At 65.5% G+C, this 15,346-nt stretch carries 13 protein-coding genes; 5 read left to right on the top strand and 8 right to left on the bottom strand.

Annotated elements, in window-relative coordinates:
- Positions 1–5: 5 nt before the first annotated feature.
- Positions 6–2,081, bottom strand: coding sequence for a M13 family metallopeptidase (locus LO55_RS06715; protein WP_071360904.1), 2,076 nt, complete (start codon positions 2,079–2,081; stop codon positions 6–8).
- Positions 2,082–2,664: 583 nt separating this feature from the next.
- On the opposite strand from LO55_RS06715, the gene LO55_RS06720 reads away from it, so the two are divergent.
- The gene (locus tag LO55_RS06720) at positions 2,665–4,101 is read left to right on the top strand and encodes a S41 family peptidase (protein ID WP_071360905.1); all 1,437 of its coding nucleotides are present in this window, start codon (positions 2,665–2,667) and stop codon (positions 4,099–4,101) included.
- A 110-nt stretch (positions 4,102–4,211) separates the two neighbouring features.
- On the top strand, positions 4,212–5,333 hold the full coding sequence (locus LO55_RS06725) for a beta-ketoacyl-ACP synthase III (protein ID WP_005663922.1): 1,122 nt from the start codon (positions 4,212–4,214) through the stop codon (positions 5,331–5,333).
- Positions 5,334–5,371: 38 nt separating this feature from the next.
- On the opposite strand, the gene LO55_RS06730 is transcribed toward LO55_RS06725, so the two are convergent.
- The 7 genes from LO55_RS06730 to LO55_RS06760 form a co-directional block, all read right to left on the bottom strand.
- Positions 5,372–7,405 (bottom strand): NADPH-dependent 2,4-dienoyl-CoA reductase, encoded by a 2,034-nt coding sequence (locus LO55_RS06730; RefSeq protein WP_071360906.1) that lies wholly within the window; start codon positions 7,403–7,405, stop codon positions 5,372–5,374.
- 56 nt (positions 7,406–7,461) lie between these two features.
- The gene (locus LO55_RS06735) at positions 7,462–7,917 is read right to left on the bottom strand and encodes a hypothetical protein (protein WP_005663928.1); all 456 of its coding nucleotides are present in this window, start codon (positions 7,915–7,917) and stop codon (positions 7,462–7,464) included.
- 20 nt (positions 7,918–7,937) lie between these two features.
- Positions 7,938–8,426 carry a DUF2721 domain-containing protein gene (locus LO55_RS06740; protein ID WP_071360907.1) on the bottom strand — a complete coding sequence of 163 codons (489 nt, stop codon included), beginning with the start codon at positions 8,424–8,426 and terminating at the stop codon, positions 7,938–7,940.
- Between the two features lie 157 nt (positions 8,427–8,583).
- Complete coding sequence (pip, locus tag LO55_RS06745; protein ID WP_071360908.1) at positions 8,584–9,540, bottom strand: prolyl aminopeptidase; 957 nt, start codon at positions 9,538–9,540, stop codon at positions 8,584–8,586.
- 57 nt (positions 9,541–9,597) lie between these two features.
- Complete coding sequence (locus LO55_RS06750) at positions 9,598–10,920, bottom strand: amino acid deaminase (protein ID WP_071360909.1); 1,323 nt, start codon at positions 10,918–10,920, stop codon at positions 9,598–9,600.
- A 90-nt stretch (positions 10,921–11,010) separates the two neighbouring features.
- Positions 11,011–11,751 carry an acetoacetyl-CoA reductase gene (gene phbB, locus LO55_RS06755; protein ID WP_005663936.1) on the bottom strand — a complete coding sequence of 247 codons (741 nt, stop codon included), beginning with the start codon at positions 11,749–11,751 and terminating at the stop codon, positions 11,011–11,013.
- A 92-nt stretch (positions 11,752–11,843) separates the two neighbouring features.
- Positions 11,844–13,022: an acetyl-CoA C-acetyltransferase gene (locus LO55_RS06760; protein ID WP_071360910.1), complete on the bottom strand. Its 1,179-nt coding sequence runs from the start codon at positions 13,020–13,022 to the stop codon at positions 11,844–11,846.
- 333 nt (positions 13,023–13,355) lie between these two features.
- On the opposite strand from LO55_RS06760, the gene minC reads away from it, so the two are divergent.
- From minC to minE, 3 genes are read left to right on the top strand one after another with little or no spacing between them, the layout of a single operon-like run.
- Positions 13,356–14,153 carry a septum site-determining protein MinC gene (minC, locus tag LO55_RS06765; RefSeq protein WP_071360911.1) on the top strand — a complete coding sequence of 266 codons (798 nt, stop codon included), beginning with the start codon at positions 13,356–13,358 and terminating at the stop codon, positions 14,151–14,153.
- A 35-nt stretch (positions 14,154–14,188) separates the two neighbouring features.
- Positions 14,189–15,004 carry a septum site-determining protein MinD gene (minD, locus tag LO55_RS06770; RefSeq protein ID WP_005663941.1) on the top strand — a complete coding sequence of 272 codons (816 nt, stop codon included), beginning with the start codon at positions 14,189–14,191 and terminating at the stop codon, positions 15,002–15,004.
- 1 nt (position 15,005) lies between these two features.
- Entirely contained in the window at positions 15,006–15,257 is a 252-nt protein-coding gene (gene minE, locus LO55_RS06775; RefSeq protein ID WP_005663943.1) for a cell division topological specificity factor MinE, read from the top strand.
- Positions 15,258–15,346 lie beyond the last annotated feature (89 nt).

The following is a 15,346-nucleotide window of genomic DNA, read 5'->3' on the forward strand; positions in this document are numbered from 1 at the left end:
CCAGATTACCAGATGATGACGCGTTCTTCAGGCGGCAGGTACATCTTGTCGCCCGGCTTCACGTCGAAGGCCTTGTAGAACTCGGCCATATTGCGCACGGTGCCGTTGGCGCGGAACTGGCCCGGCGAGTGCGGGTCGGTCTTGACCTGGTTGATCTGCTGCGCTTCGCGCATCTTCGAGCGCCACACCTGGCCCCAGCCCATGAAGAAGCGCTGGTCGCCCGTGAGGCCGTCGATCACCGGCGCCGGCTTGCCGTGCAGCGAGATCTGGTAGGCCTTGTAGCCGATCGCCAGGCCGGCGTTGTCGCCGATGTTCTCGCCCAGGGTCAGTTCGCCGTTGACGTTATAGCCCGGCAGCGGGCTGTAGCCGTTGAACTGGTTGACCAGCTTGTCGGTGCGGGCCTTGAACGCGGCCTTGTCCTCAGCGGTCCACCAGTTGCGCAGGTTGCCGTCGCCATCCGACTGGCTGCCCTTGTCGTCGAAGCCGTGGCCGATTTCGTGGCCGATCACGGCGCCGATCGCGCCGTAGTTGACGGCGTCGTCGGCGCGCATGTCGAAGAACGGCGGCTGCAGGATCGCGGCCGGGAACACGATTTCGTTCATCGTGCTGCGGTAGTAGGCGTTCACGGTCTGCGGCGTCATGCCCCATTCGGTGTGGTCGATTGGCTTGCCCAGCTTGCCGATGTTGCGCTCGTACTCGAAGGTCGAGGCGCGCATCGCGTTGCCCACCAGGTCGTCGCGCTTGATGGTCAGGCGCGCGTAGTCGCGCCACTTGTCCGGATAGCCGATCTTTGGCGTAAACTTGGCCAGCTTGGCGCGCGCTTCCTTCTTGGTCGCGGGGCTCATCCACTCCAGGTTGTCGATCGACTGGCCGTAGGCGATGATCAGGTTCTTGACGAGCTCTTCCATGCGCGCCTTGCGCTCGGCCGGGAAGTGCTCCTTCACGTACAGTTTGCCGAGCGCCTCGCCCAGCGCGCCTTCGACGGTGGCCACGCCCTTCTTCCATTCCGGACGCTGCTCGGTCACGCCGGTCAGCGCGGTGCCGTAGAAGGCGAAGTTCTCGTCCACGAAGGCCTTCGACAGGTAAGGCGCGTATTCGCGCAGCAGCTGCCATTCGAAATACGACTTGACGGTCGCCAGGTCGGTCTTCGCCAGCAGTTCATTGAAACCGGTGAAGTAGCTCGGCTGGTTGACGATGATGTATTCCAGCTTGTTGCCCACGCCGGCGGCGCCCAGGGCCGCCTTCCAGTCATAGCCCGGCGCCAGCTTGGTCAGTTCAAGCACGCTCATCTTGTTGTAGCGCTTGACCGGATCGCGGTTCTCGACCTTGGTCCACTGCACCTTGGCCAGCTCGGTCTCGAAGTCGACGATGGCCTTGGCCTGGGCCGCGGCGTTCTTCTCGCCGGCCAGGGCCAGCGTCTTCTCGACGTGCTGCTGGTACTTGGCGCGGATCTCCGCCAGCTTGGCGTCGTCCTGCTTCAGGTAGTAGTCGCGGTCGGGCATGCCAAGGCCGCTCTGGCTGATGTAGGTGGCGTACTTGGTCGACTCGCGCATGTCCTGGCCGACGTAGATGCCGTAGGGGCTCGAGACGCCGATCTTCGCCAGGTGGGCGGCCAGGGCCGGGATGCCCTTCTTGTCCTTCAGCGAGCGGATCCGCGACAGCTCGCCGGTCAGCGGCTTGTAGCCCAGGGTTTCGCGGCGCTCGGCGTCCATGAAGCTGGCGTACAGGTCGCCGATTTTCCTGGTCTCGGTGCCGGCCTTGGCGCCGGTGTCTTTCTGCGCGGCCTCGATGATCGCCAGCAGCTGCGGCGTGGTGTCTTCGCGCAGCTTCATGAAGGTGCCCCAGCTCGAACGGTCGCTCGGGATTTCCGTGTCCTTCAGCCACTTGCCGTTCAGGTAAGTGAAGAAGTCGTCCTGCGGACGCACGCTGGTGTCGATGTACTGGGTGTCGATGCCCGAAATGACGCCGGCCGGCGCGGCAGCGGTGGCGGCGGTGGCCGGCGCAGCGTCGGCAGCCTTGGCCGGCGCGGCGAAGGCGGCCATCAGGGACAGGGTCAGGGTGCTCAGGAGGTGTCGCTTCACGGGAAAAATCCTTACTTGCAGTGCGATTGCAGGGTGAATCGGTTCCGGCCGGATGGTCGGCAAAAAAACCATTCTAGCGGTTAGGCAATAAACCTCGCTGGCGGAGCACGGATTTTTACTTTTCGATACACGGCACACATGTGTTTTCGCGTATGCATGTGTTGGAAGATGACAACACGATGACAGGCGGGATGACATGTGCGCCCCGTGTCCGGTGAAGGGGAATGTACAATCTCCGCAGAGGCAGCCGACAGATCGCACAATGTGCGAAACCGGGACCGGAAAGAAAAAAGCCCGCGGTGGAGGCCGCGGGCAAAGACCACTTCAAGAGTGGAGAGAGAGAAAAACTGGTTCCAACTATAGGCTGCCTCATCCGCACGCTCTTCTACTCTTACAATTGCTTACCATCGTAGGATCGGGTGTAACAACTCCGCCTCCCAACGCATCCTTTTTCATTCCAGCTCGATAGCTTTTGCGCCGCCGCCCGCAGCCGCGCACGAACCGGTTTATACTGGCCTTGCGCTACCTCAGGCATAAGTTCGCCTGCCGGTTCCGTGCGCAAATGCCTCAACGGATCAACCACATGGGTTCCACCTTCAAGAATTCCTGCCTCGTCGGCCTGGGCGTGATCGCCGGGGTCGGCCTGACCATGCAATTCTCCGCCCTCGCCTTCAAGCCGCCGGTCGACGCCAGCATGCCGATCGCCGAGCTGCGCCAGCTGGCCGACGTCTACGGCGTCATCAAGTCCACCTATGTCGAACCGGTCGAAGATAAAGCCCTGCTGTCCGAGGCGATCGCCGGCATGGTCGCCTCGCTCGACCCGCATTCGGCCTACCTCGATCCGCGCGCCTACCGCGAGCTGCGCGAAGGCACCGAGGGCCGCTTCGTCGGCGTCGGCATCGAGATCGCCGTGAGCGAGGACGGCTATATCGAGATCGTCACCCCGATGGAAGATTCGCCGGCCTACCACGCCGGCATCAAGGAGGGCGACCTGATCACCCGCATCGACGGCCACCCGGTCCAGGGCACGCCGATCGACGACGCCATCAAGCGCATGCGCGGCGAGCCGGGCACGCGCGTCACGCTCACGGTCGCACGCAAGGACGCGCCCGAACCACTGAATTTCACCATCGAGCGGCGCGAGATCGTGCAGAAAAGCGTCAAGGCGAAGATGGTGGAGCCGGGCTACGCCTGGCTGCGCATCGCGCAGTTCCAGGAACCGACCGTGGACGACATGGCCGCCAGGCTGCAGGCGCTGTACCGCGAAGATCCGGACCTCAAAGGCCTGGTGCTCGACCTGCGCAACGATCCGGGCGGGCTGCTGCAGGGCGCGATCGGCGTCGCCGCCGCCTTCCTGCCGAAGAACGCCGAGATCGTGTCGACCAACGGCCAATTGGCCGATTCGCGCCAGCGCTTCTACGCGCGGCCCGAGTTCTACATGCTGCGCAGCGGCGCCGACCCGCTGGCCACCTTGCCACCGGCGTTCAAGGACTTGCCGATGGTCGTGCTGGTCAATACCGGCTCGGCCTCGGCTTCCGAAATCGTGGCCGGCGCCCTGCAGGACTATAAACGCGCCGCCATCCTGGGCAGCCAGACCTTCGGCAAGGGCTCGGTGCAGACCATCCGCCCGATCGGGCGCGACGCCGCGGTCAAGCTGACCACGGCGCGCTACTACACCCCGGCCGGGCGCTCGATCCAGGCGCGAGGCATCGTGCCCGACCTGCCCGTGGACGAAACGCTGGAAGGCGACGGCCTGAACGCGCTGCGCATGCGCGAGGCCGACCTGCAGCACCACCTGTCGAACGGCGCGGGACCCGAAGCCGCCACGCGCGAGGACGACATCGAGGAACAGATGCGCCTGCTGGCCGAGGCGCGCACCCGCAAGCCGCTCGACTACGGCAGCGCGGACGACTTCCAGCTGGCCCAGGCCCTGCGCCACCTCAAGGGCCAGGAAGTGGTGCTGTCCAAGCGCGCCGCCCCCGCCACCACGCTGGCCCAGCACGGGCGCAAGGACCAATAAACGCGACTGAACAGTCCCTGCGGCAGCCGATTCCCAGGCATGCGCCGAGCGTGTAGAATCGGCGCATCTTGCGGACAACCCCGCTTATTTTCCCTGAAAGTTTGCTGAATATGAAACCTGTCGTCATCAGCGGCACCGGCCTGTTTACCCCGCCGCATTCCATCTCGAACGACGAGCTGGTGACAGCCTTCAACGCCTATGTCGAACTGCACAACCAGGAGCATGCCGCGCAAATCGCGGCGGGCGAGGTGACGGCGCTGGAACCGTCGAGCAGCGCCTTCATCGAAAAGGCGTCGGGCATCAAGTCGCGCTACGTGATGGAAAAGAGCGGCATCCTGGACCCGAGCCACATGACGGCGCGCATTCCGGAACGGGCCGACGACGAGATCTCGCTGCAGGCCGAGATGTGCGTGGCCGCCGCGCGCGAAGCGTTGACGCGCGCCGGCAAAACGCCGCAGGACATCGACATGGTGCTGGTCGCCTGCAGCAATATGCAGCGCGCCTATCCGGCCATGGCGGTCGAGGTGCAAGAGGCGCTGGGCATCGACGGCTTCGGCTTCGACATGAACGTGGCCTGCTCCTCGGCCACCTTCGGCATCGCCACCGCGGTCGACGCGGTGCGCAATGGCCGCGCACGCGCGGTGCTGGTGCTGAACCCCGAAATCACCAGCGGCCACCTGAACTTCCGCGACCGCGACAGCCACTTCATCTTCGGCGACGCCTGCACCGCGATCGTGATCGAGGCCGCGGAGACGGCAAGCAGTGCGCACCAGTGGGAAATCCTCGACAGCCGCCTCAAGACCAGTTTCTCGAACAATATCCGCAACAACTTCGGCTTCATGAACCGCTTCGACGAAGCGGGCATCGGCCAGCCGGATAAACTGTTCCGCCAGCAGGGCCGCAAGGTGTTCAAGGAAGTCTGCCCGATGGCGGCCCAGACCATCGCCGACACGCTCGCGGCGGCCGGCCTGGAAACGAAGGACGTGTCGCGCTACTGGCTGCACCAGGCCAACCTGAACATGAACCTGCTGATCGTGCGCACCCTGCTGGGCCGCGACGCGACAGCCGACGAAGCGCCGGTGATCCTGGACAGCTATGCCAACACCTCGTCGGCCGGCTCGATCATCGCCTTCCACCGCTACCAGGACGACCTGCCGGCGGGCGCCAATGGCGTCATCTGCTCGTTTGGCGCCGGTTACTCGATCGGTTGCGTGGTGGTGCGCAAGAAGTAATCAACTTCGAATCCACTTCGAATCCACATCGGCGCGGCTCACAGCCGCGCCGCCAGTTCCGCCCCTTCGCGGATCGCGCGCTTGGCATCCAGTTCGGCCGCCAGCGCAGCGCCGCCGATCTTGTGGAAGCGCGGGCCACCCGTGGCCCCATCCGCCGGCATCAGTTCCGCCAGGCTTTCCTGCCCGGCGCAGATCACCACGTTGTCCACCTCGAGCAGGCGCGCTTCGCCCCCGACCGTGATGTGCAGGCCGGCGTCGTCGATGCGCTCGTACCCGACGCCGGCCAGCATGGTCACGCCATTGCGTGCGAGCGTGGCGCGGTGCACCCAGCCCGATGTTTTCCCCAGGCCGGCGCCTGGCCGCGTGGTCTTGCGCTGCAGGAGCCAAACCTGGCGCGGCGGATGCGGCGCCACCGGCGGCGCCAGTCCGCCCGGCGTGGCGACCAGCGGGTCGACGCCCCACTCCTTCATCCAGTGCGCGGCCGGCACCGGCAGGGCTACGTGCGGATCGTGCACCAGGAATTCGCCGGTATCGAAACCGATGCCGCCGGCGCCGATGATCGCCACCCGGCGCCCGACCGGGCGGCCGTCACGCAGCACGTCGAGATAGCTCAGGACCTTCGGATGGTCGATGCCGCGAATCGCCGGCTTGCGCATGCGGATGCCGGTCGCCACGATCACGTCGTCGAAGCCCTGGGCCAGCAGTTCCTCGCGTGTAATCAAACAATTCAAGCGAATGTCGACGCCCAGCAACTCGAGGCGGCGGCCAAAATAACGGATCGTCTCCGCGAATTCTTCCTTGCCTGGAATGCGCATCGCGATATTGAACTGGCCGCCGATGCGGTCCTGGGCATCGAACAGGGTCACGCGGTGCCCGCGCTCGGCCGCGACCGTCGCCGCCGACAGCCCGGCCGGCCCGGCGCCGACCACCGCGATGCGGCGCGCCGTGGCGGCCTTGCGAAACACGAGTTCGGTCTCGTGGCAGGCGCGCGGGTTGACCAGGCAGGTCGCGCGCCGGTTGGAGAAGGTATGGTCCAGGCAGGCCTGGTTGCAGGCGATGCAGGTATTGATCTCGTCGCTGCGGCCGGCGGCCGCCTTGGCGACGAAATCGGCGTCGGCCAGGAAGGGCCGCGCCATCGACACCAGGTCGGCGTCGCCGCGCGCCAGGATGCCCTCGGCCTCGTCCGGCATATTGATGCGGTTCGAGGCCACGACGGGAATGCCGATTTCCTTGCGCAGCCGCCCGGCGACCTCGGCGAAGGCGGCGCGCGGCACCGAGGTGACGATGGTCGGGATGCGCGCCTCGTGCCAGCCGTAGCCGGTGTTCAGGATCGTGGCGCCTGCCGCTTCCAGCGCCCTGGCGGACAGCACGATCTCGTCCCAGGTATTGCCGCCTTCGACCAGGTCGAGCACCGAATGCCGATACATCAAAATGAAGTCCTGCCCGACCGCGGCGCGGATGCGGCGCACCACCTCCACGGCGAGCCGCATGCGGTTCTCGATCGGCCCGCCCCAGCGGTCGGTGCGGCGGTTGGCGCGCGCGCACAGGAACTGGTTCAGCAAATAGCCCTCGCTGCCCATGATCTCGACGCCGTCGTAGCCGGCCGTGCGCGCCAGCCTGGCGCAGCGCACGTAGGCGCGGATCGTCGCTTCGATGCCGGCCTCGGTGAGCGCCTTCGGCTTGAAGCGCGAGATCGGCGACTTGATGTTCGAGGCCGAGACCACGAAGGGCTGGTAGCCGTAGCGGCCCGCGTGCAGGATCTGCATCAGGATCTTGCCGCCCTCCTCGTGCACCGCGCGCGTGACGCGCCGGTGGTTGGGCAGGTCGAACAGGGAGTTCAGGGTGCCGCCGAAGGGCAGCAGCCAGCCCTGGCGATTGGGCGAGATGCCGCCGGTGACGATCAGGCCCACGCCGCCGCGCGCGCGTTCGCGGTAGAAGGCGGCCAGCTTGCCGTAGTTGTAGAAGCGGTCTTCGAGCCCGGTGTGCATCGAGCCCATGATCACGCGGTTCTTCAGGGTGGTGAAACCCAGGTCGAGCGGCGCCAGCAGGCGGGGATAGGTAGCAGTAGTCATCGCGGCATTACACCGCGATTTTCTGGAGTCGTGCGTCTAAACGGCGGGAACGCGCATCAAGCCAGGTGGCTTTCGCGGTCGCGCAGTTCGGCGAAGCTTTCGATGCTGCCGATGCTGACCACCACCGGGTTCAGGCTGGCGCCGGGCGACATCGGGCGCCAGGCGAACTGCCATTCCTTTTCGCGCGCCTGGCCCAGGCTCTTGGTGAAGGCCGCGCCCAGCGGCGAACGGTTGCCGTACTCGATGGCGCCGTCGATGCCGGCCCAGTTGGGCAGCAGGCGCTGCACGGCGCGGTGCAGGCGCTCGCCGAATTCCTCGGTATTGTGGATCACCAGGCAGGCGTCGCTCGGCGTGATGATGTCGAACAGGCGCTTGTCCCAGACGGTGGAAAACGAGACGTGCAGGAAGCCGCCATTGGGCTCGAGGCGGAACTGGCCGGTCTTGAGCGCGTTTTCGAGTTCGGCGCGCAGCGCGTAGCGGTGCAGGGTCGGAGGGCGTTGGTAGTCGTGCATGGGATTCTTTCTTGCCGCATTCAAGGCTGAGTGGTTGGCGATGGCGATGGCGGTGGCGGCGGCGGCGATTGCAGCATCATGATGGCCTGGTGCTGCATGCGCATGAACTTCGACGCGATGAAGATCTCGCGCAAAAAATAGACGAAGCTGCTGATCAGGGCGATCATCGCGAACACGAAGCAGGCGGCGATGTACTGGTCGAGCGGAATGCCGGTGGTGTCGCCCGCGAACAGCATCGCGATGACCACGCACACCAGCAGGCCGCAGGCGGTGCTGGAGGCGATCGCGAAGTTGATCAGGTGCGAGCGCTGGTAGAGCAGTTCGAGTTCGCTTGAAAACTCGGCGTTGGGGCTGACCTTGAGCCGGTCTTCGAGCACGCGCGTGCGGTCGATGATGCGCGCCAGCCGGTTGGTCAGCACGGTCAGCTTGGTGGCCACGCCGGTGAGCAGGAAAACCGGCGCGATCGCCAGCTGGATGACATGGCCGATGTCGCTGATCTGGATATTCATAAGAACACGTTCGAATTGTTGTAATGTGCCTGGTGCGTCAGGTGCGCGGCTGTGCTGCCTGGGGGCTCGACGGCATGCGTAGGGTTGGCGGCTACGCCGCCGACGCGTTCAACTCCATGACGCATAGTGTAGCAGTCAACACCACCCCGCCCCAGCTTCATTCAAACCGGCGAAGCCGCTTGAACTGCTCGGTGGCCGCCACCAGCGCGCGCGCGATGCCCACCTCCAGCGCGCCATGGCCGCCGTCGGCGATCATCTCCAGTTTCGACCCCGGCCACGCCGTGTGCAGGCGCCAGGCCGACAGCGGCGGGCAGATCACGTCGTAGCGGCCCTGCACGATCACCGCCGGCAGATGGGCGATGCGCGCCAGGTCGCGCAGCAGCTGGTCTTCTTCGAGGAAGGCGCCGTTGAGCATGTAATGCGACTCGAGCCGGCCGACGCCGAGGTCGAGCGTATCGTTCGAGACTTCCTCGGGCTGCGGCAGCAGGAACACGCGCCGGCCTTCGAAGCGGCTCCAGGCACGCGCGGCCGGCCAGTAGACATCCGGGTCGTGGCACAGCAGGCGGCGCGCATAGGCGTCGAGCAGGTCGTGCCGCTCGTCCTGCGGAATCGGGGCCACGAATTCCTCGTACAGCTCGGGATAGAACCAGCGCACCTCGTTGATGAACCAGTCCACCTCGGCGCGGGTGCACAGGAAGATCCCGCGCAGCACGAAGCCCAGGCAGCGCTCGGGATGGGCCTGGCCATAGGCCAGCGCCAGGGTCGAGCCCCAGGAGCCGCCGAACACCAGCCACCGTTCGATGCCGAACAGCGCGCGCAGGCGCTCGATGTCCTCGATCAGGAGCTGGGTCGTGTTGTTGCGCCACTCGCCCAGCGGCGTCGACTTGCCGGCGCCGCGCTGGTCGAACAGGATCACGCGGTAGGCCTGCGGATCGAAGAAGCGGCGGTGCTGGGGCGACAGGCCGGCGCCGGGGCCGCCGTGCAGGAACAGCACCGGGATGCCGTTCGGATTGCCGACTTCTTCCCAGTAGATCGTGTGCATCTCGTCGACCGCCAGCATGCCGTGGCGGATGGGCTGGATCGGCGGGAACAGCGACGGCGGCGTGACGGGCATGGCGGCTCTTGTTGGCAGTGATTCAAGAAGCCGATTGTAGCGTATGGACGGTCTGTTTCAGAAATAGGTATTGAGCGCGTAGCGCACCGTGTAGGCGTCATCCACGGCCAGCAGCAGCGGCCACTTGTCGAAGGTGGTGCACGGGTGCGAGATGCCGCAGCCGACCAGGTCGCCCACCGCCAGGCTGTCGCACAGCGGGTCGCCTTCCGGCAGGCGCAGATAGGCGTGCTGGTCGTTCATCTTGAAGATCGTGCAGCCGGGCGGCAGCGTGGCCGGAGTCGCGTCGTCGTCCGGACGCGCCGTATAGAGCGGAACCGGCAGGTCGGCGTCGTAGGAGGCGTCGCGCTTGCCCATGGTGAGGATGGCCAGGGTCGGCTCGGGGCGCGACTGGACCATGCTCCAGACTTCGAGCGCGGGACGTAACCCTTCCTGCCGGCCGCCTTCGCGCGCGTTCAGCTCGTCGATATGGCGGCGGTACATGCCGTGGTCGCTCGTCAGGTAGCAGCCGCTGCGCAGGATGGCGCGCACTGGACGCGACAGGCCATCGACATCCTGGAAACCGCGCGCCACCAGGTCGAAATAGGACGAGCCGCCGGCCGAGACCACGATCTCGGACGTGGCGAACAGGCCCTCGGCATCGGCGCCGCGCACCAGCGCCACCAGTTGAGCAAGGAAAGCGTCGACCTGGCGCAGGTCGGCGGCGCGGTCGTCGCTGACGAGCAGGCCTTCGTAACCCTCGAAGCCGGCCAGCGCCAGGCCGTCGGCTGCCGCGATGGCGCGCGCCACCTCCATCGCTTCCTGCGGCGTGCGGCAGCCGGCGCGCTTGCCGGCCAGGCCCAGCTCGACCAGCACCAAGAGCGGACGCGCCAGCCTGTGCGCGCCGACCGCCTGCGCCAGGCGCGCCACGCCGGCGGGCGAATCGGCCAGCACGATGCACTCGAAATCCGGATCGCCATGCAGCAGGGCCAGCACGGCGTCGATGTCGCTGCGCGCCACCAGCTGGTTGGCCAGCAGCACGCGGCGCACGCCGAAGCGGTGCGCCACCTGGACCTGGATCGCGGTGGCGAGGGTGATGCCCCAGGCGCCATTGGCCAGTTGCGCGCCGAACAGCTGCGGGCTCATCGTGGTCTTGCCGTGCGGCGCCAGGGTGGCGCCGTGGCGCTCGCAAAAGGCGCGCATCCAGGCGAGGTTGTGGCGCAGGCTCGACTCCCTGAGCACGGCGACCGGATAGCTGGTGTCGCCGCGCAGCACATTCCAGCCCTGCACGCCGATCGCGCCCTGGCGCAGCGGTGCGCGCAGCGGCAAGCCCTTGGTGCCGGGGAGCAGCAGCTGTTCGTCGAGGCTGGACAGGGCGAGGCCGCCGTGGGGCAAGGTGTGCATGATCTGCTCCGGAAAATGGGTGGTCGTTTATTGTAATCGGCGAAAAAAAAAGCACCGCCTGAGCGGTGCTTCGTGGTTCGCCCTGATGGATCAGGACATGTGCTGCCCGCCATTGATGGCGATATTGGCGCCGGTAACAAATGCCGCCTCGTCCGACGACAGATACGCCACCAGGCCGGCCACTTCTTCAGGCTTGCCCAGGCGGCCCATCGGGATTTGCGGGATGATCTTGGTTTCCAGCACTTCGCTCGGGATGTCCATCACCATCTTGGTGCCGATATAGCCCGGCGAGATGGTGTTGACGGTCACGCCCTTGCGCGCCACTTCCAGCGCCAGCGCCTTGGTGAAACCGTGCATGCCGGCCTTGGCCGCCGAGTAGTTGGTCTGGCCGAAGGCGCCCTTCTGGCCGTTCACCGACGAGATATTGATGATGCGGCCCCAGCCGCGCTCGACCATGCCGTCGCAGACCGGCTTGGTCATGTTGAACACGGAATCGAGGTTGGTCTTGATCACGGCGTCCCAGTTGACCTTGTCCATCTTTTTGAAGGTCATGTCGCGGGTGATGCCGGCGTTGTTGACCAGCACGTCGATCGGGCCGACGTCGGCGATCACCTGGCGCACGCATTCCTGGGCGGCGTCGTAGTCGGCCACATCGCAGGCATAGGCCTTGAAGTCATGGCCCTGCTCTTTCATGGCGCCGAGCCACGCATCGACCTTGGTATTGCCAGGCGAAAAAGTGGTGACGACCTGATATCCCAATGCGGCCAGCTTGATGCACACCGCTTCGCCCAGGCCGCCCATGCCGCCGGTTACTAATGCTACTCGAGCCATTGTCTTCTCCAGTTTTATATTGTGTCACTTCACACCGCTTGAAACCGACGGCGCCGCCAGGCGGGCCGTCGCTGCCTGTCGCCAGGTCGTGCTCAGTCGCGCTCGACCGCCAGCGCCACGCCCATGCCGCCGCCGACGCACAGGCTCGCCAGCCCGCGCTTGGCGTCGCGGCGGATCATTTCGTGCAGCAGGGTGACCAGCACGCGGGCGCCGGAAGCGCCGATCGGGTGGCCCAGGGCGATCGCGCCGCCGTTGACGTTGATCTTGGACGTGTCCCAACCCATCTGCTTGTTGACGGCGATGGCCTGGGCGGCGAAGGCTTCGTTGATTTCCATCAGGTCGACGTCTTCGTGGGTCCAGCCGGCCTTCTTGAGGCACAGCTGCGAGGCCGACACCGGGCCCATGCCCATGATCGACGGGTCGAGGCCGGCCGACGAATAGGCCTTGATGCGCGCCAGCGGGGTCAAGCCCAGTTCTTTCGCTTTCGAGGCGCTCATCATGATCACGGCGGCGGCGCCGTCGTTGATGCCCGACGCATTGCCGGCGGTGACCGAACCTTCCTTGTTGAACGCCGGACGCAGGCTGGCCAGCGCCTCGAGGGTGCTGCCATGCTTCGGGTATTCATCGGTGTCGAAGACGGTCGTGCCCTTCTTGGTCACGATCTCGATCGGGATGATCTCGTCCTTGAACTTGCCTTCTTTTTGAGCAGTTTCGGCCTTCAGCTGCGATTGCAGCGCGAATTCGTCCTGCTCGGCGCGCGAAATCTCGTATTTCTTGGCGACGTTCTCGGCGGTGACGCCCATGTGGTACTGGTTGTAGACGTCCCACAGGCCGTCGACGATCATGGTGTCGGTGAGCTTGGCGTCGCCCATGCGGAAGCCGTCGCGCGAGCCGGCCAGCACGTGCGGCGAGGCGCTCATGTTCTCTTGCCCGCCGGCGATGACGATCTCGGCGTCGCCGCAGCGGATCGCCTGGGTCGCCAGGTGGGTGGCCTTGAGGCCGCTGCCGCACACCTTGTTGATGGTGTAGCCGGGCACCATGTCGGGCAGGCCGGCCTTGATGACGGCCTGGCGCGCCGGGTTCTGGCCCACGCCGGCGGTGAGCACCTGGCCCATGATGACTTCGCTGACCGACTCGGGCGCGATGCCGGTCTTGGCCAGCAGGTGCTTGATCACTTGCGCGCCGAGCTCGGCGGCGGGAATCTTGGCGAGGGTGCCGCCGAATTTGCCGACGGCCGTACGACCGGCGGCGACGATGACTACGTCTTCCATGTTCAAATCTCCGTTCAGCCGGCCGTGGCCGGCAACATACAGAATTCCCTCGGACTCGGCACGCCATTCTGCGATGGCGGGCTTTGTGCATGGGATCGATAAAAACCTCAAGTTACGGAATGAGGAACCCATGCTGCTGTTAAAGCATCAGCAATCTTAGCAGTTTATTCATCGAAAACAACATGCCAATCGTGCGTGTTTGATCTATCGCATGACTTAATTTCTGGTTGCTGACAAACGTTCAATTTCCGTTAGGAATGATGCGTGCGCTTCTGTCCTTTTCCACAATTTTCACAGTAGAATGCACAAGCGCAACGCCAACTACACCGTTTTATGCCTAAAACCACGCTTCCCATCGAAATCAAGATTTCCACGGTCGTTGCCATCTCCACGATCCTGCACTCGGCCGACCCGGAAGCCATCGATTCCGCCCTGGAGCAGATGACGGGTGGCGTGTCCGACTTCTTCGAGGACGAGTTCGCGGTGATCGACGTGGCCGCGATCGCGCCTGACGCGCCGCGGCTCGACTGGGCGGCGCTGGTCGCCCTGCTCAAGAAATACCGCCTGAACGCGGTCGCCGTGCGCGGCGCCAGCCCGGCGATGATCGAGGCGATCCGGGCCCAGGGCCTGGCGCTGGACGACGGCTCGAGCGGCGTGCGCGCCGGCGGCCACGCGGCCGCGCCGCCCGCCGCCCCAGCGGCGCCGGAACCGGCTGCTCCCGCAGTTGCCCCGGCGGCGGCTCCCGCGGCGCCGGCCCTGGAACCGGCCGCGGCCCAGGCGCCGGCCGCCCTGCCCCTGATCATCGACACCCCGGTGCGCGCCGGCCAGCGCATCTATGCGCGCGGCACTGACCTGATCGTCACCGCCGTGGTCAATAATGGCGCAGAATTGATCGCCGACGGCAGCATCCACGTGTATGCGCCGCTCAATGGCCGCGCGCTGGCAGGCGCCTCCGGCAATCCGGACGCGCGCATCTTCGCGCTGTCGATGCAGCCGGAACTGGTCTCGATCGCCGGCGTGTACCGCACGTTCGACGAAGGTTTCCCGTCCGACCTGGCGCGCCAGCCAACGCAGATCCGGCTGGTCGGCGACCGGATCGACATCCAATCGCTGGCTCCGGCATCCCGCTGATCCCGAACTGAACAGATACTGTAAAGGACTTTTTTGTGGCAAGAATTATTGTTGTGACGTCCGGCAAGGGCGGTGTGGGCAAAACGACCTCGAGCGCTAGCTTCTCCACCGGGCTGGCCATGCGCGGCCACAAGACGGCAGTGATCGACTTCGACGTCGGCCTGCGCAACCTCGACCTGATCATGGGCTGCGAACGCCGCGTGGTCTACGACCTGATCAACGTCGTCAATGGCGAAGCGACCCTGCACCAGGCGCTGATCAAGGACAAGCACTGCGACAACCTGTTCATCCTGCCGGCCTCGCAGACGCGCGACAAGGATGCCCTGTCCGAAGAAGGCGTGGAGCGCGTGCTCAACGACCTGGTCAAGATGGACTTCGAGTTCATCATCTGCGATTCGCCGGCCGGCATCGAGCACGGCGCGCTGATGGCGCTGACCTTCGCCGACGAAGCGATCGTGGTCACCAATCCGGAAGTCTCGTCGGTGCGCGACTCGGACCGCATCCTGGGCATCCTGCAGGCCAAGTCGCGCCGCGCCCAGAGCGGCAGCGAGCCGGTCAAGGAACACCTGCTGATCACCCGCTACTCGCCGAAGCGCGTCGAAGCGGACGAAATGCTCTCTTACCAGGACGTGCAGGAAATCCTGCGCATCCCCCTGATCGGCATCATTCCGGAATCGGAATCGGTGCTGCACGCCTCGAACCAGGGCAACCCGGCGATCCACTTCAAGGGGACCGACGTGGCCGATGCCTACGAGGACGTCGTCGCGCGCTTCCTGGGCGAAGAACGCCCGCTGCGCTTTACCAACTACGAAAAGCCGGGACTGTTCCAGCGCATTTTCGGAGCCAAGTGAGATGGCATTGCTTTCATTCCTCTTCCCCGAAAAAAAGAAGAGCGCGACAGCCGCCAAGGAACGCCTGCAGATCATCATCGCACGCGAACGGACCAACCGCGCCGGTCCGGATTTCCTGCCGGCCCTGCACCAGGAGCTGATCGCCGTGATCTCGAAGTACGTCAAGGTCAATCCCGACGACATCAAGGTCTCGCTCGACCGCCAGGGCAACCTGGAAGTGCTGGACGTGAACGTGGTGCTGCCGGATACCTGAGTGGCGCCGCCCTGCGCCCGACGATGCCCGCCTGGTGCGGGCATTTTCTTTGGTGCCGAGCATAGGAGCAGTGAGACGATCGGGCAATT

It is taken from the genome of Massilia timonae, from assembly GCF_001866515.1.
Classification (GTDB): Bacteria; Pseudomonadota; Gammaproteobacteria; order Burkholderiales; family Burkholderiaceae_D; genus Telluria; species Telluria timonae.